Below are 24,799 nucleotides of genomic sequence, written 5' to 3'. Positions count from 1 at the left end.
GCAATCGCTCCACCTCCCTCTGTCGTTGCCGATCTGGCAATCGCGCCACCACCTCCACAGGCGGTCGCGCTGGGCTGATCCGCCCACACTTCGCAGCTCCGGTTTTCGCTTCCGATCCTTCTGGGTCGGAGCGCGCACGCTTTCGGCGTTCGCTGGAGCCTGTTCGGCTTCGACAGGTAATCACTGATGACTTTCAACAAACCGTTGTGGACGTCCTATGGCGTCATGACCGTGTTCGTGCTGCTGTGGGGCAGCGCGGCAATCTTCACCCGCTGGGGGCTGGACCACGGCACCCCCTTCGCCCTGCTGATCGTGCGTTTCGTTCTGGCGCTGGCTGCCGTTCTGCTGATCGGTCTCTACCGCCGGCGCTGGCGACCGGCGCCTGGTACTGGCTGGCAGACGGCGGCCACTGGCCTGCTGCTGATCGGCTGCTATTCGATCTGCTATTTCCAGGCCATGGCCCATGGTGTGACGCCGGGTGTGATCGCAACGCTGCTCGGCGTGCAGCCGATCCTCACCCTGTTGCTCCTTGAACGACGCTTCTCGCCGCTGCGTCTGCTGGGGCTGTTGGTGGCACTGGCCGGATTGGCCGCGGTGGTGTTCCAGAGCCTGGTGCTGGCGCGCTTTTCGCTCGCCGGGATGCTCTTCGCCCTCGGCGCGCTGCTATGCATGACGCTGGGCGCGATCCTGCAGCAGCGCGTTCGCCAGAGCCCGGTGGAGGTGCTGCCGACCCAGTACGGTGTCAGCCTGCTGCTGTGCCTGGCGTTCGTGCCGTTCCAGGCGATCCACCTGGAAGCGGTGACAGGCTTCATCATTCCGGTGCTGTGGCTGGGTCTGGTGATTTCGGTGGCGGCGCAGCTGCTGCTGTACCGCATGATCCAGACTGGCAATCTGGTCAACGTCACCAGCCTGTTCTACCTGGTGCCGGTGGTGACCGTGGGGATGGATTACCTGTTCCTCGGCAATCAGCTGTCGCGCATCGGATTGCTGGGCATGGGCGCGATTCTGCTGGGCTTGGCGCTGGTGTTCAGGGCGGCACCGCAGCAGCCTTCGCGATGAACGACCGGCCGGGCAGCGGAGAGGCTGCCCGGCCAGGTTCTGGCTTTAGCTGACCACGCGGTAGCACGGCGTGTAGGGCACGCCGCCGGGCAGTTTCATGCGGTGCTGCTCGACGAAGGCCTGCAGCAACTTGTCCAGCGGCTGCATGATCGCGGCATCGCCGTGGATCTCGTAACGGCCGTACTGCTCGATGCGGCGGATGCCCTTGTCCTTGACGTTGCCGGCGACGATGCCGGAAAACGCGCGGCGCAGGTTGGCGGCCAGCTCATGGGGCGGCAGGTCGCGGCGCAGCGGCAAGCTGGCCATGGCCTCGTGGGTCGGATCGAACGGTCGCTGGAAACCTTCCTCGATCTTCAGCAGCCAGTTGAAGTGGAACGCATCGTTGCGCTCACGGCGGAAGCGTCGTACTTCGCGCAGGCCCTCGGTCATCTGGCGCGCCACTTCGGCCGGGTCGTTGAAGACGATCTGGTAGCGCTTCTGCGCTTCCTCGCCAAGGGTCGCACCGACGAAATCGTGCAGCTGCTGCAGATAGTCCGCGGCATCGCTTGGCCCGGTGAGGATGACCGGGAACGGCACGTCACGATTGGCCGGGTGCAGCAGGATCCCGAGCAGGTAGAGGAATTCCTCGGCCGTGCCGACGCCACCGGGGAAGATGATGATGCCGTGTCCGACACGGACGAAGGCTTCCAGGCGCTTCTCGATGTCCGGCAGGATCACCAGCTCGTTGACGATCGGGTTCGGCGCCTCGGCGGCGATGATGCCCGGCTCGGTCAGTCCCAGGTAACGGCTGCCGACGCGGCGTTGCTTGGCGTGGGCGATGGTGGCGCCCTTCATCGGCCCCTTCATCACGCCCGGCCCGCAGCCGGTGCAGACGTCCAGGCTGCGCAGGCCCAGTTCATGGCCGACGCGCTTGCTGTACTTGTATTCCTCGGTGCTGATCGAGTGGCCGCCCCAGCACACCACCATGCTCGGCTCGACACCCGGGCGCAGCGTGCGGGCGTTGCGCAGCAGGTGGAAGACGTAGTCGGTGATGCCCTGGGAGGTGCTCAGGTCGATGCGGGCACTGCTCAGTTCGCTCTCGGTATAGACGATGTCGCGCAGCGCGCTGAAGAGCATTTCGCGGGTGCTGGCGATCATCTCGCCATCGACGAAGGCGTCGGCCGGGGCGTTGAACAGTTCGAGGCGTACGCCGCGATCCTGCTGCAGGATGCGCACTTCGAAGTCCTCGTAGGCTTCGAGGATGGTCTTGGCGTTATCGATGCGCGTGCCGGTGTTGAGAATTGCCAGGGCACACTGGCGGAACAGTTTGTGCGTGCTGCCGGAACCGACTTCGCTCAGTTGCTGCACTTCGCGTTGCGAAAGGGTTTCCAGACTGCCTTTGGGGGTAACCGAGGCGTTGATTACGTTGCGTTGGGTCATTGGTGATTCCTGAATTCGATGGCGACACCATCGAGGAGCTGGTGCACCGAAACGGCGGCTGCGTGCCGCCATCTTAACGCGATGACGCAGCGGTGGTGGGCGATCCGTTCGGTAGGCGAGCAGGCAAAGCGCGCCGAGAGCCGTGGCAGTTCGACCCTCGGGGCAATCGGCGGTTCGCCCGCAGCGCAAGTGCCTGGCTGGTCAGGTCCAGCCGTAGCGCACCAGGTGGAAGAAGATCGGCGCGGCGAAGCAGACCGAATCGAGCCGGTCGAGCATGCCGCCGTGGCCCTCGATCATGTGCCCCCAGTCCTTGACGCCGCGGTCGCGCTTGATCGCCGACATCACCAGGCCACCGAAGAAGCCCAGCAGGTTCAGCAGCAGCGCCATCAGGGCCGCCTGCCACCAAGCGAACGGGGTGATCCAGAACAGCGCCGCGCCGATCAGCGTCGCGAGGAAGATCCCGCCGACGAAGCCTTCGACGGTCTTGGACGGCGACAGATTCGGGGCGATCTTGCGCTTGCCGGCCAGCTTGCCGCACACGTACTGCAGCACGTCGGAGAGTTGCACGACGATGATCAGCCAGGCGATCAGCAGCAGGTTGCGACCGTCGTAGTTGGCAATCTCCAAGGTGAGCAGGGCAGGGACGTGGGAGACGCAGAAGACTGCGATCATCAGCCCCCATTGCACCTTGGATGCGCGTTCGAGAAAGCGCGTGGTATCGCCACCCAGCGACGCCAGGATCGGCAACAGCAGAAAGACGTAGACCGGAATGAAGATGGCGAACAGGCCGTACCAGCCGACCGCTACCAGCAGATATTGCAGCGGCAGTACCAGATAGAACGCCGCGACCAGCGCCGGATAGTCGCTGCTGCGTGTCGGCGTCAGCGTCATGAATTCGCGCAATGCGAAGAACGACACTAGGTAGAAGAGGATCACCACGGCCGTGTGGCCGAGCCAGAAGGCGATGCCGATCAGCGCGACCATCACCCACCAGGCATTGATGCGCGCATTGAGGTTGTCGATCACCGGGCTACTCTCGCCGCCGCTGCGACGCTTGAGGACGAAGCCGATCAGCGAGGCCAGGGCGAGCAGGGCGCCGATACCGGCGAACAGCAGCAGGGTATTGCGATCCATGTCAGTCTTCCTTCGGGGCCAGTTCTAGCAGAGCCAGGCGAGCGCGCTGCAGAAACGCGTCCTTGTCCTCGTCCTTTTCGATGCTCATGGGCGCGCCGAAGCTGACGCTGCACAGCAGCGGCAGTGGCAGCGGCAGGCTGCGGCTCTTGGGCATCACCCGATTGAGGTTGGCGATCCACACCGGCACCAGCTCCACGTCCGGGCACGCCAGGCCCAGGCGATACAGCCCGCTCTTGAACGGCAGCAGGCCTTCTTCCAGATTGCGCGTGCCCTCGGGGAAGAGGATCAGCGAATCGCCGCCAGCCAGGGCGTCGAGCATCGGTTGCAGTGGATTCGACTCCGGGCCGCTGCGCTCGCGATCCACCAGCACGCCGTTGAACAGACGATGGATGACGAAGCGGCGCAATGCGCTGCTCTGCCAGTAATCGGCGCCGGCGACGGGCCGGGTCCTGCGCCGCAGGTCAGGCGGCAGCGATGCCCAGAGCAGCACGAAATCGCCGTGGCTGCTGTGGTTGGCGAAGTAGATGCGTTGCCGGTTGAGCGGCGCGCAGCCGATCCAGAGGCTGCGCGTACCGGTCAGCAGGCGTGCAACGGAAGTGATCGCGAAGGCGAGCAGGGCGCCGAGCATGGGATGTTCCTCGGTAGCGGGCGAAGTCGGTGGTGCGGGCGGTGTCGGTTCAGTCCGCTTCGGCGGGCGCCGATGCGGTTTCCGCCAGGCCTTGTCTGACCCGGTTGCTCAACGTGAGGATCGACAGCCCGGCGATCAGCAGCAACAAGCCGTTGATCCAGGCAGCTGGCAACAGGTCCAAGGCGACGCCGGTGGCCAGCACGCCGAAGGCGAAGGCCCTGTCGCTCTTGCCCATCGGGCCGTCGTAACGACGTGAGGCGCCTACCATCGGGCCGAGCACCCCGGCGTACTCGGTGAGTGCTGCGAGCACCACCACCAGTACCACGGCAGCAGGCCAGACGCCGGCCACCAGCGCGAGTGGCAGATAGAGCGCCGCATCGGCGGCCACGTCGCAGAGTTCGTTGAGGTAGGCGCCGAGCTTCGATTGCTGGCCGAATTCCCGCGCCAGCATGCCGTCGATGGCGTTCAGTGCCATGCGCAGCAGCATCCACAGTGGGATCAGCAGGAAGACCCAGAGGTGCTCGATCAGCAGCGCAACCACCGCTGCGACTGCCAGAGACACGACCAGCGCTGCCAGCGTGACCTGATTGGCCGTGATGCCGCTGTCATGGAGGCGCTGGACCAGCGGGCGCAGTAGTGCCTGAAAACGGGGTTTGAGCTGATAGATGGAGGGCATGCATCGATTCCTTTCGATGATGGGGGCGTCGCGCATTTCGGCTCACGCCGGCGCGCATCCTGTGCGCCCGGCACTTTGGGGTAAAGCCAGCGCTGTCGCAAGTTGCGCTGGAAATTTTGCGAGGTGTTGAACGCTTTCGCCGCGCGGCGCCGGTACCGCGGGCCTAGAAGGCAAAAGGCAGCGCGCTGGAGGGATGCTGGCGCGCTTTCAGCAGCCGATGAAATTCGCCGGGATCTTTCACCTGCACGTCCGACTTGCCTTCGTGACGCTGCGCCGCGATCAGGCGCGACAGCCAGAAGCGCACGCAGGCCACGCGCAGCATCGGCTGCCAGAGCTCGGCTTCGGCCGGCGTGAAGCGGCGCAGCGCGGAGTAGGCAGCCAGCAAGGGCTCGCTGCGCTCGCCGTCGATCTCGCCGTTGGGGTGCGAGCACCAGTCGTTCACTGCGATGGCCAGGTCATAGAGCATCGGCCCGGAGCAGGCGTTGTAGAAATCGATCACGCCGGTCAGGTGGCTGCCCTCGAACAGCACGTTGTCGCGGAACAGGTCGGCGTGCAGGTTGGCGCGCGGCAGGGCGAGCAGCTTCGGGCGCAGCTCGGCGATCTCCGCCAGGCCGTCGCGCAGCAGCGGCAGCTGGTCCTCGGACAGGCTCAGCGCCAGGCTCGGCCCTTGTTCCTGCATCCAGTCCAGGCCGCGGTCGCTGGCGCGTTCCAGGATGCGCTCGCGGGTCGCCAGATGCAGACGGGCCAGCAACCGGCCGACTTCGGCGCAATGGTGCGGATTGGGCTCGACCACATGCTTGCCGGGCAGCCGCGGCTGCAGCAGCGCGGGTTTCTCCGCCAACTCGCGCAGGGCCTCGCCCTGTTCGGTGCGCAGCGCGTAGGGCACCGGCAGCCCGGCGCGCTGCAGCACGTCGAGCAGTTCGATGAAGAACGGCAGGTCCTGCCTCGGCCCGCGCTCGATCAGCGTCAGCACGTATTCGCCCTGCTCCAGGCTGACGAAGAAGTTGCTGTTCTCGCTGCCGGCGGCGATGCCCTGGAAGTCGCGGAGCCGCCCGAGCCGGTACGGTGCCAGAAAGGCTTCCAGTTCATCGCGTTGCAGGGGCGTGAATACCGACATGCTGTCCTCCCGGCGGTTGATGGGTTACCAGCTGAAGATCTTCCACGAGGGAATCAGCATGTCCGGCTGGTCGGAGCGGACGAAGTTGCCGTCGTTGCCGTCGGCGCGCACCAGGAAGTACGGCTTGCCATGCTTGGGCGTGACTTTCACGGCATAGAGGAAGCCATTGACACGGTATTCCTCGACGGTGCGGTCGCCTTCCTGACGGATGGTCACGTCCGGCTCACCTTCGACCGACTCCTGGGCGAAGCCGGCCAGAGGGGCGCATGCCAGCAGGCTGGCCAGCATCAGGTGTTTGAGAGCGCGCATGGTAACCTTGTCCCTTTGTCGATAAGTGGTCCTTGGCATTCTAGCTCCGGGCCCGCCGAAAAGGTTGATTCCGCTCATGAGCCAAGCTCCCCTCATCCTGGTGGACGGTTCGTCCTACCTCTATCGCGCCTTCCACGCGCTGCCGCCACTGACCACCTCCACCGGCAAGCCGACCGGCGCGGTCAAGGGCGTGCTGAACATGTTGCTCAGCCTGCGCCGGCAGTATCCGGACAGCCCCTTCGCCGTGGTTTTCGACGCCAAGGGTCCGACCTTCCGCGACGCGCTGTTCGAGAACTACAAGTCGCATCGCCCGCCGATGCCCGATGACCTACGCTCGCAGGTCGAGCCGCTGCATGCCAGCGTCCGCGCGCTCGGTATGCCGCTGCTGTGCGTCGATGGCGTGGAGGCGGACGACGTCATCGGCACCCTGGCCCGCCAGTGCGCGGCGCTCGGCCGCGACGTGGTGATCTCCACTGGCGATAAGGACATGGCGCAGCTGGTCTGCCCGCATGTCACGCTGGTCAACACCATGACCGGCAGCGTCTACGACATCGAGGGGGTGAAGGCCAAGTTCGGTGTCGGCCCGGAGCTGATCATCGACTTCCTCGCGCTGATGGGCGACAAGGTCGACAACATTCCTGGCGTGCCAGGCGTCGGCGAAAAGACCGCCTGCGGCCTGCTCAACGGTATTCCCGGTGGGCTCAGGGGGCTCTACGACAATCTCGAGCAGGTCGCCGGCCTGCCGATCCGCGGCGCCAAGTCACTGGGCGCCAAGCTGGCCTCGCACCGCGAGGCGGCGTTCATGTCCTACGAACTGGCGACCATCAAGCTCGACGTGGCGCTGGACGTCGAGGTCGGTGACCTGATGCCCGGGGAACCGCACCGCGAGGCGCTGATCGCCCTTTATCGCGAGCTGGAATTCAAGCAGTGGCTCGACGAGCTGCTGCGCGAGGCCAAGGCGGCGGGGGAGAACTGCGAGGTGGCGCCCGAGGATTGCTCGATCCAGGCCGAGGCGCAGTACGATACGGTGCTCGAGCAGGCCGAGTTCGACGCCTGGTTGGCTCGGCTGCAGGCCGCTGAATGCTTTGCCTTCGATACCGAGACCACCAGCCTCGATGCCCAGCGCGCCGAACTGGTCGGCCTGTCCTTCGCCGTCGAAGCGGGCCAGGCGGCCTATGTGCCGCTGCGTCATTCCTACATGGGTGTGCCGCCGCAGCTCGAGCTGGACGCGGTGCTCGCCGCGCTCAAGCCGCTACTGGAAGATCCGGGCAAGACCAAGATCTGCCAGCATGGCAAGTACGACATGAACGTGCTCGCGCATTACGGCATCGAGATGCGCGGCCAGGCCTACGACACCATGCTCGAATCCTACGTGCTCGACGCCACCGCCACCCGCCACGATATGGACAGCCTGGCGCTGAAGTACCTCGGCCGTGGCACCATCCGCTTCGAGGACATCGCCGGCAAGGGCGCCAAGCAGCTGACCTTCGACCAGATCGCCATCGAGCAGGCCGGGCCCTACGCGGCCGAGGATGCCGACGTCACCCTGCGCCTGCACCAGACCCTGCTCGGCAAGCTGGAGCAGACGCCGTCCCTGCTCAGGGTGCTGCGCGAGATCGAGATGCCGCTGGTGCCGGTGCTGGCGCGCATCGAGCGCAACGGCGCGCTGGTCGATGCGCAACTGCTCGGCCAGCAGAGCGTCGAGCTGGGCGACAAGCTGGTGCAACTCGAGCGCGAGGCCTTCGATATCGCCGGCGAAGAGTTCAACCTCGGCTCGCCCAAGCAGCTGGGTGCGATCCTCTATGAAAAGCTCGGTTGTCCGGTGCTTTCCAAGACCGCTGGCGGGCAGCCGTCGACCGCCGAAAGCGTGCTCGCCGAACTGGCCGAGCAGGATTACCCGCTGCCCAAGGTGATCATGCAGCACCGCACCCTGAGCAAGCTCAAGGGCACCTACACCGACAAGCTGCCGCAGCAGATCAACCCGCGCACCGGGCGCATCCACACCAGCTACCACCAGGCGGTGACCGCCACCGGCCGGCTGTCCTCGTCGGACCCGAACCTGCAGAACATCCCGATCAGGACGGCCGAGGGACGGCGTATCCGCCAGGCCTTCATCGCCGCGCCGGGCTACAAGCTGCTGGCGGCCGACTACTCGCAGATCGAGCTGCGCATCATGGCCCACCTGGCGCAGGATACGGGCCTCTTGCACGCCTTTCAGAACGACCTGGACGTGCATCGCGCCACCGCCGCCGAGGTCTTCGGTGTGCCGCTGGACCAGGTGACCGCTGATCAGCGACGCAGCGCCAAGGCGATCAACTTCGGCCTGATCTACGGCATGAGCGCCTTCGGCTTGGCCAAGCAGATCGATGTCGGCCGCAAGGAGGCGCAGGAGTACATCGACCGCTATTTCGCCCGTTATCCCGGCGTGCTTGCCTACATGGAGCGCACCCGTACCCAGGCCGCCGAGCAGGGCTATGTCGAGACGCTGTTCGGTCGTCGGCTGTACCTGCCGGAGATCAATTCGAAGAACGGCGCCATGCGCAAGGGCGCCGAGCGCACCGCGATCAACGCGCCGATGCAGGGCACCGCGGCGGACATCATCAAGCGTGCCATGATCGCCGTGGACGGCTGGCTGCAGGACAGCGCACTGGATGCGCGGGTGATCCTGCAGGTCCACGATGAATTGGTGCTGGAAGTGCGCGAAGACCTGGTCGAGCAGGTCCGTCAGCAGATTTGCCCGTTGATGAGCGAGGCCGCCCAGCTGGACGTACCGCTGCTGGTCGAAGCGGGCGTTGGCAACAACTGGGACGAGGCGCACTGACCGAGCTGCCGAAAAATGTCGTTAGCCGACGAAATTTTTTTCGTCCGCGTTGAACTTCCGCTGCAACCATTCGGTCAGAGCATGCGAAGGGTGTAAAAGCCCTTCGATGCTCCTTGTTGTGTTAAGTGTTGGCAGATCTCTGGACCCCGCCCTAGCGGTCCGGATTTGAACCTCGAACTTCCCCCTCCCCCAATGAAGTTCGAGGTTTTTTTTGCCTGCAGAAAAGTGGCATAGCCCGCCTCAAGCGGTAACGACCTGCGCAATAACCTGCGCAGGCGATCTGTGGATAACCTTGTTGATAAGCTGTTCGCAGTGCGGTCGTCCGCGAGTTGTAGCCGCGCTGCGCAATTTGCTGCCACGGCTGCGCAGGAATTTGCACAGTTTTCTGTGCTGGGCATCACTTCTGCCAGCGGGGCTGTGCACTGCGTGGATTGTATCTTTTTGATAAATAAATAGTTTTTTATTTTTGGCATGGTGCTTGTCATTAGGAAATGGCCATTCGGCACTCATTTCAGACAAGGAGAGCACCCATGCCAACACCCGCGTATCTGTCCCTCGAAGGCACCAAGCAAGGCCTGATCACTGCCGGCACTTTCACCGAGGATTCGGTTGGCAATATTTTCCAGGAAGGCCATGAGGACCAGATTCTGGTGCAGGCCTTCCAGCATCAGGTCATCATTCCGCGTGACCCGCAGTCCGGCCAGCCGACTGGCCAGCGCGTGCACAAGCCGCTGATGATCACCAAGGTGTTCGACAAGTCGTCGCCGCTGATCTTCAACGCCCTGACTTCCGGCGAGCGCCTGAACAAGTGCCGTCTGGAGTGGTATCGCACGTCCTCGACCGGCACCCAGGAACACTACTTCACCATCGAACTGGAAGATGCGGTGATCGTCGACGTGCAGTCGCGCATGCCCAACTGCCAGGACCCGAACATGTCCCATTTCACCCATCTGGAAGACGTGTACTTCACCTATCGCAAGATCGTCTGGACCCACGAGGTCTCCGGCACCTCCGGCTCCGACGATTGGCGCACCCCGATCGCAGGCTGATTCGCCGCGGTCCCGCTTCGGCCAGGCTCGCCTGGCCGAACGCTTTTTTGCGAAGCACTGAACAGATTCCGCCATCGTCGCTCCGGAATGCGCGAACCACGCATTCTAGGGCGGACGGCCTGTGTTACACGGGGCTCCGCAAGCGCCCATGCGCTGATACATGGACTGAACAGGAGGAACATGGATGTTCGCCCCAGCCAACCAGACCCACTTCACGCTTTGCCTCGAAGGCATCGAGCACGACTTCAAGGTGCTCGAATTCCAGGGCCGCGAGGCCATCAGCCAGCCCTATCGCTTCGACCTGGATCTGGTCAGCGAGCGCCCCGACCTGGATCTGGAAAGCCTGTTGCATCGCCCGGCCTTTCTTGCCTTCGCGCCGGATGGCAGCGGCATCCACGGGCTGGTGCATCAGGCGGCCCAGGGTGAATCCGGCCAACGCCTGACCCGCTATCGCCTCACGCTGGTGCCGCAGCTGGCCTACCTCGCCCATCGCACCAACCAGCGCATCTTCCAGCACTTGAGCGTGCCGCAGATCGTTGCCCAAGTGCTCGAGGAACACGGCATCCAGGCCGATGCCTACCGCTTCCAACTCGGCCCGGTGATCTACCCAGAGCGTGAGTACTGCGTGCAGTACGACGAGACCGACCTGCACTTCATCCAGCGCCTGTGCGAGGAAGAGGGCATCCACTATCACTTCCAGCACAGCGCGTCCGGTCATGTACTGGTCTTCGGCGATGACCAGACGATCTTCCCCAAGCTCACCGCCACCGCCTATCAGCAAGACAGCGGCCTGGTCGCCGACCAGCCGGTGATCAAGCGTTTCGGCCTGCGCCTGGAAACCCGCACCAGCCGCGTCACACGCCGCGACTACGATTTCGAGAAGCCACGCCTGAGCATGGAGGCCGCGTTCCACAGCGATTTCCAGCCCGACCTCGAGGACTACGACTACCCCGGCCGCTTCACCGAGCGCACCCGCGGCAAGCACCTGTCGCAGCGTGCTCTGGAACGCCACCGCCACGACTACGAGCTGGCCGAAGGCGACAGCGACCAGCCGCGGCTGGCGAGTGGGCATTTCCTCCCGCTCGGCGAACACCCCCGCAGCGACTGGAACCAGCTCTGGCTGCTCACCGAAGTGCTGCACGAAGGCAAGCAGCCGCAGGTGCTGGAGGAGTCGATACTGGAGCTCCCCTCTCCCTCCGGGAGAGGGGCTGGGGGTGAGGGCGCTCCAGGCAACGCTCAGTTCCATCAGGGCTACCGCAACCGCTTCAGCGCCACGCCCTGGGACATCCCCTTCCGCCCGGCCCTTCACCATCCTAAACCGAAGGTGCTCGGCAGCCAGACCGCCGTGGTCACCGGCCCCGCCGGCGAAGAGATCCACTGCGACGAGTACGGCCGCGTAAAAGTCCAGTTCCACTGGGATCGAGAAGGCCAGGCCGACGACAAGACCAGCTGCTGGCTGCGCGTCTCCTCCAGCTGGGCCGGCGACCGCTACGGCGGCATCGCCATCCCGCGGGTCGGCATGGAAGTGCTGGTGACCTTCCTCGAAGGCGATCCCGATCAACCCTTGGTGACCGGCTGCCTGTACCACAAGGAACACCAGGTCCCCTACGACCTGCCGTCCAACAAGACCCGCACGGTGTTCAAGACTCTGAGCAGCCCGGGTGGTGGTGGCTACAACGAACTGCGTATCGAAGACCGCAAGGGCCAGGAACAGATCTACATCCACGCCCAGCGCGACTGGGACGAGAACATCGAGCACGACCAGAAGATCCGCGTCGGCCACGAGCGCCACGACACCGTCGAAGCCAACAGCTACAGCGAATTCAAGGCCGAGGAACACCGCACCACCCACGCCGATCGCAAGACCGAAGTCCGCGCCAACGACCACCTCACAGTCGGCAACAGCCAGCATCTGAAGATCGGCACCGGGCAGTTCGTCGAAGCCGTTCAGGAAATCCACCTCTCCAGCGGCCTCAAGGTTGTGCTCGAAGCAGGCAGCGAACTGACCTTCAAGGCTGGCGGCAGCTTTATCAAACTGGATGCCAGCGGCATCACCATGGTCGGCCCTTTGATCAGGATGAACTCGGGTGGATGTCCGGGAAAGGGATCGGGCGCGGCGCCGGTATTGCCGGGGCAAGTTAGGCCGGCAGATGCGGATGTGCCTGGGGCTGTGCTTGAACATCGGCTGAAGCAAGCGAGATTCAGCCATACACCGCTACTCGAGTTGTGTCAGAAGCCTCGGGGCGGTACGCCAATGCAATGCCCGCTGACCAACTGTCCTTGTCGTCATGCCGCCCAGTTAGGGAGCTGATTGATGTCTGTACAGATACTCGCAGGGCTTCCCAATCTTTCTACCCCACTCTTCATGCTGCTCGAATTGGATGAGCCGCTGCTGCAGCGGATTTACCAGCTAGAACCTGATCCACGACCGGAAGCTCTGTTTGCTGATACCGAGCTGGGCGCTCATGTCGAACTAGGACCTTGGCTGATACAACTGACGCCGGATAGCGCCTGGTTGACTGCGTATCGCCAAGCACCAGAGCAATGGCCTGGCGTGTTGTTGAGTTCCGGGCGGCCAGTTGATGAGCTGTTGGCCCATCTGCGCGCAATGCTGGTCGTGCAGTTTGAAGGTGAGCGTAAGGGGATACTGCGCTATTACGACCCACAGGTGGCCAGTTACCTTTTCGCGGCGACCGAGGCCGTTATCACTTGGCTAGGCCCCATCGAGCAGTTGTTCTGGCATGGCGCCACCTGGGCAGACCGCAGCGAGAACATCAGCCATTGGCACACCCTACGGAGCGAGTCGACCAATCATGGAGCGCCACCGAAGGGCAGGCTGATACTCGACAGAATGCAGATCGCTGCTCTCGAACGGCAGCAACTAGAGGCATTTGCCTATGAGTGCTGGCAGGAGCATTCACAGGCCGAGTTCAACCAGATCTTGGGCTATCTGCAGCAGGGTCTTGCCTCTGGGTTCGACGACGAGAAGAGCCTGGGCGCATACCTAGAAGCCCGCCTCACTTATCCCCAGCACCTAAGCCATCCCCAAATCGCATCGGGCCAGGTGCAGTTTCGTCTGCAGCAATTGCAATCCTGGCTGGAAGCCACACCAGCCCCCTCGGAGAGTCAAGGATGAATGCCAAACTAGGGAGTCTGTCCGGCAATCCGGCCTGTGAAGCTGGCAAGCTGATCGTCGAAGTGATTGGCAAAGATCACCCGCCGGAACAGCGAGTGGTGATCTATGACGAAACCGATCATGAGCTGCAGGAGTGGCTAACCCAGCAGGCCAAACAAGAGCTTGTAGCTGATTCTCGGCGGAGCAGCACCCTGCATATCTGGGATTGGCAGCAGCAACCCAAGCGCCATCTCTGGCTGGAGATCGAAGCAGAGCGCGGCAGTCCCATCCGCGTGCCGCTGATGGATGACACACGCGTTACCCCGCGTCAGCGTGAGCGGCAGTGGAACTGCATCGTCCCTGTAGTACCCATGAGCACCATGCTCGGTATCAGCGCCAACCAGCAGCACCGTGAATACCCCGTGCATGTGCGCCCCGGCTTTATCTACCTGTTCTATCGCGGCAAAGTGTGGCGTGAACTGGAGATTCGTCAGGCTGAGGGGCAGGTGACTTATTACGACGTGCGCCTGAGTGACTTTCGCAATGGCGAGCACTTTCGAGACGGCGCCCGCACGGCCACCGGCAAAGGGCTGAGCGAGATTTGGCTGCCAGCCAGATGGAACAACCGCGCGGCCCCGGATATCGAGGTAGCTTATGCTGAGGTGCAATGGCCTGCCGTTCGCCTGAACGCCATGGAGCGCAATGCTCGCCTGCGTCGCGCCCGTTGCAATCGCTTGGGCCTGGCCGTGGCCGAACGCAGCTTCGGCAACACCACTTACCGGGCCTCAAGCCAGCAGCAAGCCTTCTACCTGCACAATGTCCCCGCCCATCGTCCGCGTGACCCTGCCCGCGAATGGTTGTTCGATCAACCGCTCAAGTATCTGCACGATCTGAGCGGCCATTACCCCGTGCAGAGCCAGCAGTATGCTCAGCAGGTTCATCAACGTCACGAGCGCGGTGAGTCCACCCCAGGGCCAACGCATGCACGGCAGACGCAGGATGACCTATGCCCGGAGACCGGCGCCTGGGCTGTCGAACTGGGCGACACGCTACAGAGCCTCCAGCATTTCTGTAGCGCAACCAACGAGCGTGAACACTGGCAGGCCGCTGCGGCTGAAACCGACATGCTGGCCACGGTCAAAAAACGCCAGATCGCCGGTGTACTGGTGGAAGATGGTCTCTACCGCATGCGCCACCTGGTGGCGCGCACCAACCAGGCCCAAGCGGTGCTGCAGCTGTGTGCGCAACGGGCCACTTTCCATGCCCATCACGCCTCGGCATTGTTGATTCAGCGCATGATGGTTCCACCCCATATCGGCGGGCAAAGCAACCCGCTGCACCGCTTCATCAGCCAGGTCAGCCAAGAGGGGCGCAAACAGATCGACCTGTGTTCGGGCCAGCATGCTCGTCAATTGGCCATGGCCTGCCTCAAAGCCGCACAAGACAACCTCGCCGCCTGGCTGGAACAGGCAGCCAACCAGCATGCGCTGGGCGATCATTTCTGCTTGGAGGGCCTCGACTACGCCGGTGCCTTCCAGCTTTGCAGCCAGTTCTTCGTCTGCCTGGCGCGCACGGCCGATCAACAGGACCCATTCCTGGCGGCAGGCGATGCCCCACGCACAAGCGCGGGCAGGAGACTGCTATGCAAGATTGCGCAGAGCGCCAGCCAGCCTCTGCACCGGATGTTGTGGCCAGAGGCGGACGACGACACCCTGCTCAAGCCCTATCAAACGGTGCAAACACCGAATAACGGCGAAGGCCATTATCGTGCCGATGCGTTGAACCAGGTGGCGCAGCTCAATGCTCCGCCCGGCGAAGAGCCGGCGACCCTGGAAGGCAACACGCTCGCAGGCTTGATGCAGCAACCGGACTTCCTGCTCCTGCCTTCCGCCAAAAGCGGCGCTGCCGCGCTGATAACCGTATGGGAGAACCTGAGCAGCGCCCTGAAGGAGGCACAGAAAAGCCTCGCCAGCGCAACGGCCGAGAACAGCCAGGCGACCACCGAGAGCCGACGCAGCCGGGTTGAGGTGAACCAGCGCGAAGGCGAGCTAAGCCGCGAACAAGAGCAGATTTCCCGGCAAAGAGAAGCGTTGGGTAACGAGGCATTTCCTGCAAAATACCGGTTGTATACCAAGGACCTGCAACTGCTGCGCAGCATGCTGCAACAGGACTTCGGTGACATGGTGTTCATTCGCCGCACGGCCGCTAACCAGAAGAACTACTACTTCTTCGGTTTGACTGACCTCCCAGCGGCACCGCAAAACGCGCGTCGGATCTTTGGTGAGCTGCTGGATATGGAGGGTCAGTTACTGGCCAGCAGCAATGGTCGCATAGTCAATCGGGCCGGCACCGACCAGCAGGCTCAAGAGCTCTTGTTACTGGCCATCCCCAAGAATCACCGCACCGCCCGCCTGATCAGTGAGCTGAACCGGCAGATTGCCGAAGAACTGCGTATCCAAAACGACCTCCAGCAGGCGCGAGAGCGCCGGGAGGCCGCCCGTGGCCGCCTGAGCGAAGCCAACAATGCCCTGAAACAGGCGCAAGAGCGGCTGGCCCAACAAGAACGGGGCTGGCGCCGAAGCGCACGCGGCGTGCTCGGCTCCACGGCCTTTCCGGCTGGCGTGTTGATTCTGGAGGTTTTTAATGTGCGGGCGGAGTGTGAAGCTAGAGATGCAGCAATAAGAAATAAAGGTGAATTTAGGTCTGCTGTGGGACTAATCAGTGCAGGAACTGATTTGCTATTAGCCATGGAGTTTCTAGCCAATAAAGTCGCGCACAACCATCCGCTGGTACAAAACTTTCAGAATAGGTACGCCGAAAGGGTAGTGCTGAGAATCCCTCCAAAAGTGGCTGGAGTATTTGGCCAGAAGTTGATCACGGAAGTAACCGGCAAACTGGCCCTCCAAAGCTTCGCCGGCACGCTCTTTGTCGGTATCAGCATTTACGATGCCCTGCACGAAGTCAGCCTGGGCGACGATGCCGCCTGGGGCTACGGGCTGATGGCCGTGGGTGGCCTGGTTGGGGTAGTTGGCGGCTTCTTTACCGCCAGCGGTGCGGCCTTCCTGGGTATGGGCCCTGTTGCCTGGGCCACCCTGCTGCTGATTCTGGCCGGTGCGGCGCTAGTGTGGTGGCTGGACGACAGCCCCATCGAGGAGTGGCTGACCAATGGCCCCTTCGGCAATAACCGCAGCGATAAAGTGCCTCACCTCTGGAACGACCCGCAGGAGGCCTTCTACCGCCTGGTCAGCCTCTTTGCCGGTATTCGTATCCGCATCGGCGCCAACCCGGAACAGGCACGCCACAGCGGCGCCATGGGCCTGCTCGTCCCCGCCGAATACCATGCGATGCGTCGCTCAAATACTCAGGTACGTATCGAAAGCAACCTGCCTGGGCTCGCTGCCACCCTGGGCAGCGCCAATATCAGCGCGGTCAGCCAACTGCGCAGCAGCAGCCATCGCCTCAGCCCGCGCGACATGATGCAGTCCAGCAGCCATAGCCTGAGCCCCATCCAACCCCTGGCCCAGCGCCTGTACCCCGATGCCCTGGAACTGTTCTACGAGGTGCCGGTTTCGCAGAGCATGCCACGTACCCCCCCACATCGATGGCAGACTTACAGCCTGGCCGTGCGCGCCCAGATAATCCTGCAAGGAGAGGATCGTAACTGGGTGTTCCCGGCGCCGCCCCCGACCGATGTCCTGCGTTACGACCCGAAGCGGCATGATAAACCCGAGTTCAGCAAAACCAATCAGCCCTTCTGGGCCAATGAACAGACCCATTCGGACAGCCAGCCGTAAGGATGCCCCATGACTGCCCACTACAGTTCCAGCGCCTACCAGCCAGCTCGCATTCCCGACCAGCCAGCAGCGACCAAGCGCAGTTGGCTGTTCCGCTTTGGCAGCTCGCGCCTGCCCTGGGGGCATACCGAGGACATCGTGCCTCTCAGCATGCTGCGGCAAAGCACGCCAGCCGGGTTACGTGCCCAAGAGAAATACCAGCAGGACGTGGCCGCCGGACTTCGCCAGGAAGAAAAGTTCGCGCAACGTGATTACCACCATATCAACGATCACGAGCGTATTCGCTATGCCCCATTCTCCAAACGCACGACCTTCTGGTTTTATCTATTGGGAGGGGGCCGCTTTGTTTTTTGGGTGATGATGATTATGTCGCCTATAAGCTGGCTGCTTGTAGCTGATGCTCATCCAGACGGTTTTACCCAAGGCTTAACTAGTGTTGTTCTAAAGACGGCGCCTTGGTTTTTGGGAGTTCCCCTCGCCTGCTGGGCCATAGGCTCCCTAGTCGTAAACAAGTTTACTAACTGGGTCGTTCGCCCTTCCAAAGGCCCGCTGTGGGAGTTCAATCGCCGTACTGGCATGGTCACGATCTTCGATTACGACAATATGGGCGAGTACAAACGCAGTGGCACCATCGGTGAGTTCACTTACCCCTTTCATGAGTTCGATGCCTATATCAGCAGCGGTCCCGACCGCCAGGGGCTGATCTGGTATCAACTGCATCTGGTGCATCGCTATCACGACCTGTCTATCAATCTTTTCCCCATCGTGCCCAAGGATTCCAGCATGTCGCCGCATTTCGCTGCCTGGGACTTTCTGCAGAACTACATGGACATCGGCCGCCCGCTGCCGGATATCCCGCTGTTCGAGAAACACCGCGCAAACGACCCGACCACGGCGGCACATGACCGCCGCACGGGCCGCCCCGAGCGCTACTGGCGTGATATGGACGATGTAACCTGGGAGGCGCAGTTGAAGCAGAACCTGGCTCGCGTCAACGCCTACGACATCACCGGGCGCCTCAACCTGATGGCCAAGCATGTGCGCTATGCCGATTGATGATGAGCCCATGGCTGCCCAGTACAGCCCCAGCGCCTACCAGCCGGCGCGCATTCCCGACCAGCCAGCAGCGACCAAACGCAGTTGGTTGTTCCGCTTTGGCAACTCGCGCCTGCCCTGGGGGTATACCGAGGACATCGTGCCTCTCAGCATGCTGCGGCAGAGCACACCAGCCGGGTTGCGCACCCATGAGAAGTACCAACAGGACGTGGCCGCCGGGCTTCGTCAGGAGGAAAAGTTCGCGCAACGTGATTACCACCAGATCAACGATCACGAGCGCATCCGCTATGCCCCATTCTCCAAGCGCACAACCTTCTGGTTTTATCTATTGGGGGGAGGGCGATTTGTTTTTTGTGCTCTTCTGGTTCTACTTCCTTTCGCATGGGCTGTAGATGCTTATCACAATCCTTCAGGTTTCCTATCAGGGCTCTGGGCTGTCGTACTAGAAACAGCACCGTGGTTTTTAGGCCCCCCCCTCGCCTGTTGGGCCATAGGCTCCCTAGTCGTAAACAAGTTTACTAACTGGGTCGTTCGCCCTTCCAAAGGCCCGCTGTGGGAGTTCAACCGCCGCACTGGCATGGTCACGATCTTCGATTACGACAATATGGGCGAGTACAAACGCAGCGGCACCATCGGTGAGTTCACCTACCCCTTTCATGAGTTCGATGCCTATATCAGCAGCGGCCCCGACAGGCAGGGGTTGATCTGGTATCAACTGCATCTGGTGCATCGCTATCACGACCTGTCTATCAATCTTTTCCCCATCGTGCCCAAGGATTCCAGCATGTCGCCGCACTTCGCTGCCTGGGACTTTCTGCAGAACTACATGGACATTGGCCGCCCGCTGCCGGATATCCCGCTGTTCGAGAAACACCGTGCGAACGACCCGACCACGGCGGCACATGACCGCCGCACGGGCCGCCCCGAGCGCTACTGGCGTGATATGGACGATAAGACCTGGGAGGCGCAGTTGAAGCAGAACCTGGCTCGCGTCAACGCCTACGACATCACCGGCCGCCTCAACCTCATGGATCGCCATGTGCGTTATGCCGATTGACTGCGGCCGGCTGGGAGCCTCTATATCCCGTCCTATAGTTCCCGGTAGGCCTATCGGAACCAGCCTTTAAGGCAACTCCAACCCACCCCCCGCCTTGTGCAACCCACGCAGATGCTCGCCGATCTGGGCCAGGTTCACTTCGATCGCTTCGAGTTCCGCCCGTCGTTCATCGCCCAGCAGCAGCCGGACTTCCTGGTCCAGTTCTTCGCTCAGCTGATTCAGGCGTAGTTGCCGTTGTTCGCTTTCGCGTTCGAGGCGAGTCCATTCGCTAGGTTGTGGCAGGCCGTAGCCGTGGCCGTCGAGCAGTTCGGCGGGGCGGCTGAGGTAGCCGCTGTTGGCCAGGATTTCCTGCAGGGCGCCGTCGGCTTTGTTCAGGGTGGCGTCGCGCCCGCGGCCGCCGAGGTAGCGGTTCTTCAGTTCGTCCTGGGCGAGGAGCAACTGGCGGCGCAGGGCGGCCTGTTCGACCAGCAACAGGGCGGCAGCGGCACGCAGATCGGCGCGGTCGATCCACGGCTGGCGCTCGACGGCGTCGAGTTCCAGCCACTGTTCGACGCTGTCCTGCGGCAGACCGAGGCGCTCCTTGAGGATCGCGAACATGGCCTGGTAGCGGTCGCGGTAGGAGTCGAAGCGATAGCCCAGGCGCAGCGCTTCACGAGGATCGTCGAGCACGTTGGCATCGGCCAGGCCGCGGTGGATCAGCACCTCCAGCAGTCCGTTGGGCATGATGCTGTCCAGTGCGACCAGGTCGCTGCGCGCCGTGCCGCTGCGCAGCAGTTTCAGGGTTTCCACCGCGCAGTTGTTGGACAGGAAGTAGTAGTCGCCGTCGTAGCTCCAGTGCAGTTCGGCGCTGCGCTCGACCAACTGGCGAACTTCTTCGGGATGTAGTTTCAAGGGCACCGAGGCCAGCCCGCGCAGCTCCACCTTGGTGTATTCGTCGATCACCTGACCCAGCGGCAGTATGAACAGCCGCGAAGGATAGACGCCGGTGAGGCCGTCCCAGCTGGACAGCTGCACATCGTCGACGAAGGCGCGGAAGGACAACACCAGGTGGTGGTCCAGATCCAGTCGACAATCGGGTCCGGGCTCGCGGCCTGGTGCGCAGATCACCAGGCGCAGCATGCTATGGCCCCAGCGGCTGACCCAGGCATCGTTGGCTTCGGCGAACAGGTAGTCGACCTCGTAGACACGCGCAGGGTCGAGGCTCAGTAGGGGCGTGCGGCCGAACTCGCGGCCGGCATTGAGGAAGGGGTAGCCCGGTGCGCAATCGGCGGGTTCCGGCACCCAGCCGAAGTGTTCGTTGAAGTAGCGGTGCAGGGATGGGCGCCGGCAGGCGTAGCTGGGGTCGAGCAGGAAGTATTCGAGATTGACCGCGACGAATTCCAGCGGGCTGGTCAGCTCGTACGGGTCGGGACTGCGCGCCAGCTGTGCGTTGTCCTGTTCACGCAGGCCGCGCTTGCCGACCCGCTGCGGCCAGCCGGCCAGATCGAGCAGGCGCGGGTCATCGCTGAGGGTGAAGCGGCGGTCGGTCTGGCCGCGGCAGTCGTCCGGCAGGCCGACCTGCCCGAGATTGCTGGCGCGTTGACGGCACTGGCCCTGCAACAGGTGCTGATTGGGCGACCACAGGCGCGCGCGATCGTAGAGATGCGCCACTTCGTGAATGACGGTGGCGAGCAGCTCGCGGCGCACCGTGCCGTGGGGACGATGGGTTTTCTCCTCGGCAGCGCTGCCGTCGGTCAGTGCCGGCAGCAAGCGGCGGTTGAGTTCCAGGCGTTTGCCGCCGGCGCGGCCATAGGCCTGTTCCGGCAGGTTGTCACGCCATTGCACGCGGACCTCGCGATCAAGGCTCTGCACCAGGCGCGGGGGCAGTGCGGCCATGGCTTCGTCCAGCAGCGCCTGGCTGGCCGCGCGTTGCTCGGCATCCAGCGTGCGTGAATCTAGAACCAGGCGCAGTTCGGCATGAGCCGCGATGCTGGCCAGGCTCAGGCAGCTCGCCAGCAGCCAGGCGCCGAGGCGTGTCACAGCGCGAGGATGGCTTCGGCCAGTTCCAGGTCGCTGGCATTGCGCGCTGCCGGGAGTTCGCTGCGCAGGGTGCCTATCGCGGCTTCCAGATGCGCACCGCGAATCTCGCCGGCGCTGGCGACGAAGCTGGCGGCGTCTTCACGCGCTTCGACGACGACCTTCATGTCACTGATGCGGCTGGTCACGTCGGAGGTGAAATTGATGCTGCGGTCCAGGGCACGCACGACGATGTTGCTGGTGGCGACGAGGGTCTGCGCCTGGGCAGTGCCTACGGCGACGGCCAGCGCCAACGGGGCGGCGAGCAATAGCTTGTTCATCGATGAATCTCTCACGGGTCTGGTCACCGGCAGGCCGGTGCGGTTATTGGACGAGGATCGCTTCGGCCAGTTCCAGGTCGCTGGCGGCAAGCTCCGGATGCTCCTGGCGCAGATGCGCCATGGCCGCCTGCAGGCGGACCGCGGTGAGCTGCCCATCGCTGGCGACGAAGCCGGCGGCGTCTTCGCGGGCCTCGGCGATCAGCTTGTTGTCGAAAGGGGCGCTGGTCAGCTGGCTGCTGACATAGCTGCTCTGTACGACACCGGCAGTGGTGACATCGAAAGCCTGGGCGGTGCCAGCGGTGAGGCCGAGAAATAAGAGAACGATTGAATACGAACGCATGCGGAACCTGTTGCCGGGAAAAACGGCGCCAAGGCTAGCGAAACGCCGGCTGCAGAGCCAGCGCTCGGTTGCTTCCGCAGGTTGCAGCAGCGCTTATGCTGCTGCATGCATCAGAGCGCCAGGATCGCCTGAGCCAGTTGTAGATCGCTGGCGCCCAGTTCTGGCTGCTGGCTACGAATGTGGCGTAGTGCCGCTTCGAGATGGGCGCCGCGCAGATCGCCCTGGCTGGCAACGAAACGCGCCGCATCGTCGCGGGCATCGAGCACCAGTTTGTCGTCGCGAAGCGACGAGGTCAGGTCCGAGGTGGCATCGACGGTGTTGATCAGGCCGCCGACCACCATGTCGGTGGTGGCGGTGAAGCTGGCCGCGGAGGCGCCGCCGCTCAGCAGCAAGCCGGCAGCGAAGAGAGGGAGCAGGATTCGGGACATGGCAGATCTCCAGTGGTGAGGCTCTAGACCGTGCCATGGGCGTTGCGTTCCCGCTGTCACTGCCGTCCGAGCAGCCTAGGCGGGGGGTGGCGGCAGGCGGGAACGCTCGGGTTGCCTCAGCGCCAGAACGGCTTGTCCAGTTCGCTAGCACGTTCGCTGTGGCTGATGCCGACATCGGCCAGCTGGCGGTCGTCGAGCTGCGCCAGCTGCTGACGGGTACGGTAGTTGCGTTGCCAGCGCTGCAACACTTGCAGCAACTGTAGCCAGTTGCGGCGGGCGCCGGTGGCGCCGTACGGACGAGACAGCGTGCGGTCCATGCTGCGGCTCCTTCCCGGTGTGTCCGGGTGCGGGTTATGGGAGAACAGGATCGCGCGCGTCAGACAAGTGCAACAGCCACAGGAATTCTCGATTGTGCCGGTGCAGTTCCAGAATGGATGAAACTGTATGGGTCGTGAATACGCCAACTGTTTTCGCTGCGCTGCTTATCGGTCCCGTGTGCGCGCCAGCGCGCCCGGCGTGGTGCCGAACTGTTGGCCGAATGCGGCGATGAACGCCGAGGTGGAGTCATAGCCGCAAGCCAGCGCGACGTCGGTTACTGGCTAGCCCTGTTCCAGTAGCGGCAGGGCGCTGAGCAGGCGCAGACGCTGGCGCCAGGCGCGGAAGCTGAGGCCGGTGTCGCGCTGGAATTGGCGGGTCAGGGTTTTCTCCGAGATGTGCAGTTGCTCGCTCCACTGCGCCAGGCTGAGGGACAGGTCCGGCTGTTCATACAGTGCCTCGCAGATGCCGTGCAGACGTACCTCGTCGGGCCAGGGCAGAGAATAGCCGAGGTCCGGGGCGGCGCGCAGCTGGTCAAGGATAACGGCAGCCAGACGGCCGTCGGCGCCCTGTTCGTCATAGTCCACCGGCAGCGCACCAAAGGCGCGGATCAACTCGCGCAGCAACGGGCTCACGGCCAGCACCTGGCAATGCGCAGGCGCCCAGGGCACCGCACGCTGGTCGATGTACAGGCTGCGCATCTCGGTCTGCGGTGAGCTGATCACCTCGTGCAGCAGGCCCGGCGGAATCAGGATGGCGCGCTGCGGCGGAGCGAGAAAGCGCCCGCGCTCGGTATGCACGCGCAGCACGCCGCTGATGGCGTAGGACAGTTGTGCCCAGGGATGGCTGTGGCGTGGCGTGGTGGTTCGTTCAGCCAGGGATTCGCTGCGGGCGAAGAGCGGGCGCGGCAGTGCATCCATGACTGGGATGCTGCGTTGCACGAGGCTGCTTTGTCCTTTTCTCGACATTTGTCTGGCTTATGGCGTTAGTCGGATATGCAGCGCGACAGTAGACTCGCTGGCAGCCTGCCGCAAGCCACACAATCAGGAGCGCCCATGGCCAGACCTCGCCTGTTACCGGACAACTTCACTCTGGCCCTGCTCGGTGCGGTGGCCATCGCCACGCTGCTGCCAGCGCGGGGGCAGGGCGTGGCGGTATTCGAGTGGATCACCAACCTGGCCATCGGCCTGCTGTTCTTCATGCACGGCGCCAAGCTCTCGGGCAGTGCGATCCTCGCCGGCATGGGCCATTGGCGCCTGCATCTCCTGGTGTTCAGCTGCACCTTCGTGCTGTTCCCGCTGCTCGGCCTGGCGCTGCGCCCGCTGCTGACGCCGATGATCGGCGCCGAGCTGTACCTGGGCATGCTCTACCTCTGTGCCTTGCCGGCCACGGTGCAGTCGGCCATCGCCTTCACCTCGCTGGCGCGCGGCAACATCCCTGCGGCGGTATGCAGCGCGGCGGCTTCCAGCCTGATCGGCATCTTCCTCACGCCGCTGCTGGTACTGCTGCTGATGGGTGCCCAGGGCGAAGGCGGCTCGACGCTGGATGCCATCGGCAAGATCGTCGTGCAGCTGCTGCTGCCGTTCATCGCCGGGCAGATCGCGCGGCGCTGGATTGGCGACTGGGTGGCGCGCAACAAGGGCTGGCTAAAGAACGTCGACCAGAGCTCTATCCTGCTGGTGGTCTACACCGCGTTCAGCCATGCGGTGGTCGAGGGCATCTGGCAGCAGGTGCCGCTGCCGCAGCTGCTGGGGCTGGTGCTGGCCTGCTGCCTGCTGCTGGCGCTGGCCCTGCTGATTACCTGGCTGGCGGCGCGCTGGCTGGGCTTCGACCTGGAGGACCGCATCACCATTCTCTTCGCCGGCTCGAAGAAGAGCCTGGCCACCGGCATCCCCATGGCGCAAGTGCTGTTCGCCGGCGGTGCGCTGGGCACGCTGATCCTGCCATTGATGCTGTTTCACCAGATTCAGCTGATGGTCTGCGCGGTACTGGCGCAGCGCTATGCGTCGCGACCAGAAACAGCAGCGGTCGCAAAAGCGGGCTGACTTGAAGCCAATCGGCGGCGGATTCGTGACTGCAGCGCAAAGATCATTTGCCCGTTACGGTCTGGGAGCGGTGCGCAGGGGTGGCTAAGCTGCGCGCCATT

21 protein-coding genes and 1 pseudogene are annotated in these 24,799 nt (G+C 63.4%); 9 read left to right on the top strand and 13 right to left on the bottom strand.

Annotated elements, in window-relative coordinates; translation table 11 throughout:
• Window positions 1–186 precede the first annotated feature (186 nt).
• Window positions 187–1,059 (top strand): DMT family transporter, encoded by an 873-nt coding sequence (locus P5704_013125; protein WOF77015.1) that lies wholly within the window; start codon window positions 187–189, stop codon window positions 1,057–1,059.
• Window positions 1,060–1,104: 45 nt separating this feature from the next.
• Here the strand turns inward: P5704_013125 and ppnN are convergent, their stop codons facing one another.
• From ppnN to P5704_013095, 6 genes are all read right to left on the bottom strand, one after another.
• A complete protein-coding gene (gene ppnN, locus P5704_013120) occupies window positions 1,105–2,478 on the bottom strand; it encodes a nucleotide 5'-monophosphate nucleosidase PpnN (protein WOF77014.1) in 1,374 nt (457 codons plus the stop codon).
• 201 nt (window positions 2,479–2,679) lie between these two features.
• On the bottom strand, window positions 2,680–3,612 hold the full coding sequence (locus tag P5704_013115) for a phosphatidate cytidylyltransferase (GenBank protein WOF77013.1): 933 nt from the start codon (window positions 3,610–3,612) through the stop codon (window positions 2,680–2,682).
• Window position 3,613: 1 nt separating this feature from the next.
• Complete coding sequence (locus P5704_013110; protein ID WOF77012.1) at window positions 3,614–4,240, bottom strand: lysophospholipid acyltransferase family protein; 627 nt, start codon at window positions 4,238–4,240, stop codon at window positions 3,614–3,616.
• Between the two features lie 49 nt (window positions 4,241–4,289).
• Complete coding sequence (locus P5704_013105; GenBank protein WOF77011.1) at window positions 4,290–4,916, bottom strand: CDP-alcohol phosphatidyltransferase family protein; 627 nt, start codon at window positions 4,914–4,916, stop codon at window positions 4,290–4,292.
• A 163-nt stretch (window positions 4,917–5,079) separates the two neighbouring features.
• Complete coding sequence (locus tag P5704_013100) at window positions 5,080–6,033, bottom strand: homoserine kinase (GenBank protein WOF77010.1); 954 nt, start codon at window positions 6,031–6,033, stop codon at window positions 5,080–5,082.
• Between the two features lie 24 nt (window positions 6,034–6,057).
• Window positions 6,058–6,342: a DUF2782 domain-containing protein gene (locus P5704_013095; GenBank protein WOF77009.1), complete on the bottom strand. Its 285-nt coding sequence runs from the start codon at window positions 6,340–6,342 to the stop codon at window positions 6,058–6,060.
• Between the two features lie 76 nt (window positions 6,343–6,418).
• On the opposite strand from P5704_013095, the gene polA reads away from it, so the two are divergent.
• A complete protein-coding gene (gene polA, locus P5704_013090; GenBank protein ID WOF77008.1) occupies window positions 6,419–9,163 on the top strand; it encodes a DNA polymerase I in 2,745 nt (914 codons plus the stop codon).
• A gap of 240 nt (window positions 9,164–9,403) precedes the next feature.
• Here the strand turns inward: polA and P5704_013085 are convergent, their stop codons facing one another.
• Complete coding sequence (locus P5704_013085) at window positions 9,404–9,682, bottom strand: hypothetical protein (protein WOF77007.1); 279 nt, start codon at window positions 9,680–9,682, stop codon at window positions 9,404–9,406.
• Between the two features lie 11 nt (window positions 9,683–9,693).
• On the opposite strand from P5704_013085, the gene P5704_013080 reads away from it, so the two are divergent.
• The 6 genes from P5704_013080 to P5704_013055 all read left to right on the top strand — a co-directional run bounded on the left by P5704_013080 (window position 9,694) and on the right by P5704_013055 (window position 19,234).
• Complete coding sequence (locus P5704_013080) at window positions 9,694–10,212, top strand: Hcp family type VI secretion system effector (GenBank protein ID WOF77006.1); 519 nt, start codon at window positions 9,694–9,696, stop codon at window positions 10,210–10,212.
• A gap of 184 nt (window positions 10,213–10,396) precedes the next feature.
• Complete coding sequence (tssI, locus tag P5704_013075) at window positions 10,397–12,523, top strand: type VI secretion system tip protein TssI/VgrG (GenBank protein ID WOF77005.1); 2,127 nt, start codon at window positions 10,397–10,399, stop codon at window positions 12,521–12,523.
• Window positions 12,524–12,526: 3 nt separating this feature from the next.
• Window positions 12,527–13,348, top strand: coding sequence for a DUF4123 domain-containing protein (locus P5704_013070; protein WOF77004.1), 822 nt, complete (start codon window positions 12,527–12,529; stop codon window positions 13,346–13,348).
• Window positions 13,345–17,121: a hypothetical protein gene (locus tag P5704_013065; protein WOF81225.1), complete on the top strand. Its 3,777-nt coding sequence runs from the start codon at window positions 13,345–13,347 to the stop codon at window positions 17,119–17,121. Before P5704_013070 ends, P5704_013065 begins: the two co-directional genes overlap by 4 nt.
• A gap of 9 nt (window positions 17,122–17,130) precedes the next feature.
• Window positions 17,131–18,177 carry a hypothetical protein gene (locus P5704_013060; protein ID WOF77003.1) on the top strand — a complete coding sequence of 349 codons (1,047 nt, stop codon included), beginning with the start codon at window positions 17,131–17,133 and terminating at the stop codon, window positions 18,175–18,177.
• A complete protein-coding gene (locus P5704_013055; GenBank protein WOF77002.1) occupies window positions 18,167–19,234 on the top strand; it encodes a hypothetical protein in 1,068 nt (355 codons plus the stop codon). The genes P5704_013060 and P5704_013055 overlap by 11 nt, the downstream gene beginning before the upstream one ends.
• A 66-nt stretch (window positions 19,235–19,300) precedes the next feature.
• Here the strand turns inward: P5704_013055 and P5704_013050 are convergent, their stop codons facing one another.
• From P5704_013050 to P5704_013025, 6 genes and pseudogenes are all read right to left on the bottom strand, one after another.
• On the bottom strand, window positions 19,301–21,253 hold the full coding sequence (locus P5704_013050; GenBank protein ID WOF77001.1) for a DUF4105 domain-containing protein: 1,953 nt from the start codon (window positions 21,251–21,253) through the stop codon (window positions 19,301–19,303).
• Entirely contained in the window at window positions 21,250–21,570 is a 321-nt protein-coding gene (locus P5704_013045) for a DUF2388 domain-containing protein (GenBank protein ID WOF77000.1), read from the bottom strand. The genes P5704_013050 and P5704_013045 overlap by 4 nt, the downstream gene beginning before the upstream one ends.
• Window positions 21,571–21,613: 43 nt before the next feature.
• The gene (locus P5704_013040; protein ID WOF76999.1) at window positions 21,614–21,910 is read right to left on the bottom strand and encodes a DUF2388 domain-containing protein; all 297 of its coding nucleotides are present in this window, start codon (window positions 21,908–21,910) and stop codon (window positions 21,614–21,616) included.
• 110 nt (window positions 21,911–22,020) lie between these two features.
• Window positions 22,021–22,338: a DUF2388 domain-containing protein gene (locus P5704_013035; protein ID WOF76998.1), complete on the bottom strand. Its 318-nt coding sequence runs from the start codon at window positions 22,336–22,338 to the stop codon at window positions 22,021–22,023.
• Window positions 22,339–22,454: 116 nt separating this feature from the next.
• Complete coding sequence (locus P5704_013030; GenBank protein WOF76997.1) at window positions 22,455–22,655, bottom strand: DUF1127 domain-containing protein; 201 nt, start codon at window positions 22,653–22,655, stop codon at window positions 22,455–22,457.
• 165 nt (window positions 22,656–22,820) lie between these two features.
• Window positions 22,821–23,621: pseudogene (locus tag P5704_013025) on the bottom strand (helix-turn-helix transcriptional regulator).
• 87 nt (window positions 23,622–23,708) lie between these two features.
• On the opposite strand from P5704_013025, the gene P5704_013020 reads away from it, so the two are divergent.
• Window positions 23,709–24,698 carry a bile acid:sodium symporter family protein gene (locus P5704_013020; protein WOF76996.1) on the top strand — a complete coding sequence of 330 codons (990 nt, stop codon included), beginning with the start codon at window positions 23,709–23,711 and terminating at the stop codon, window positions 24,696–24,698.
• Window positions 24,699–24,799: the final 101 nt, after the last annotated feature.

The sequence above is a fragment of the Pseudomonas sp. FeN3W genome, from assembly GCA_030263805.2.
GTDB lineage: Bacteria > Pseudomonadota > Gammaproteobacteria > Pseudomonadales > Pseudomonadaceae > Stutzerimonas > Stutzerimonas stutzeri_G.
This window is presented reverse-complemented; position numbering and strand designations above follow the sequence as displayed.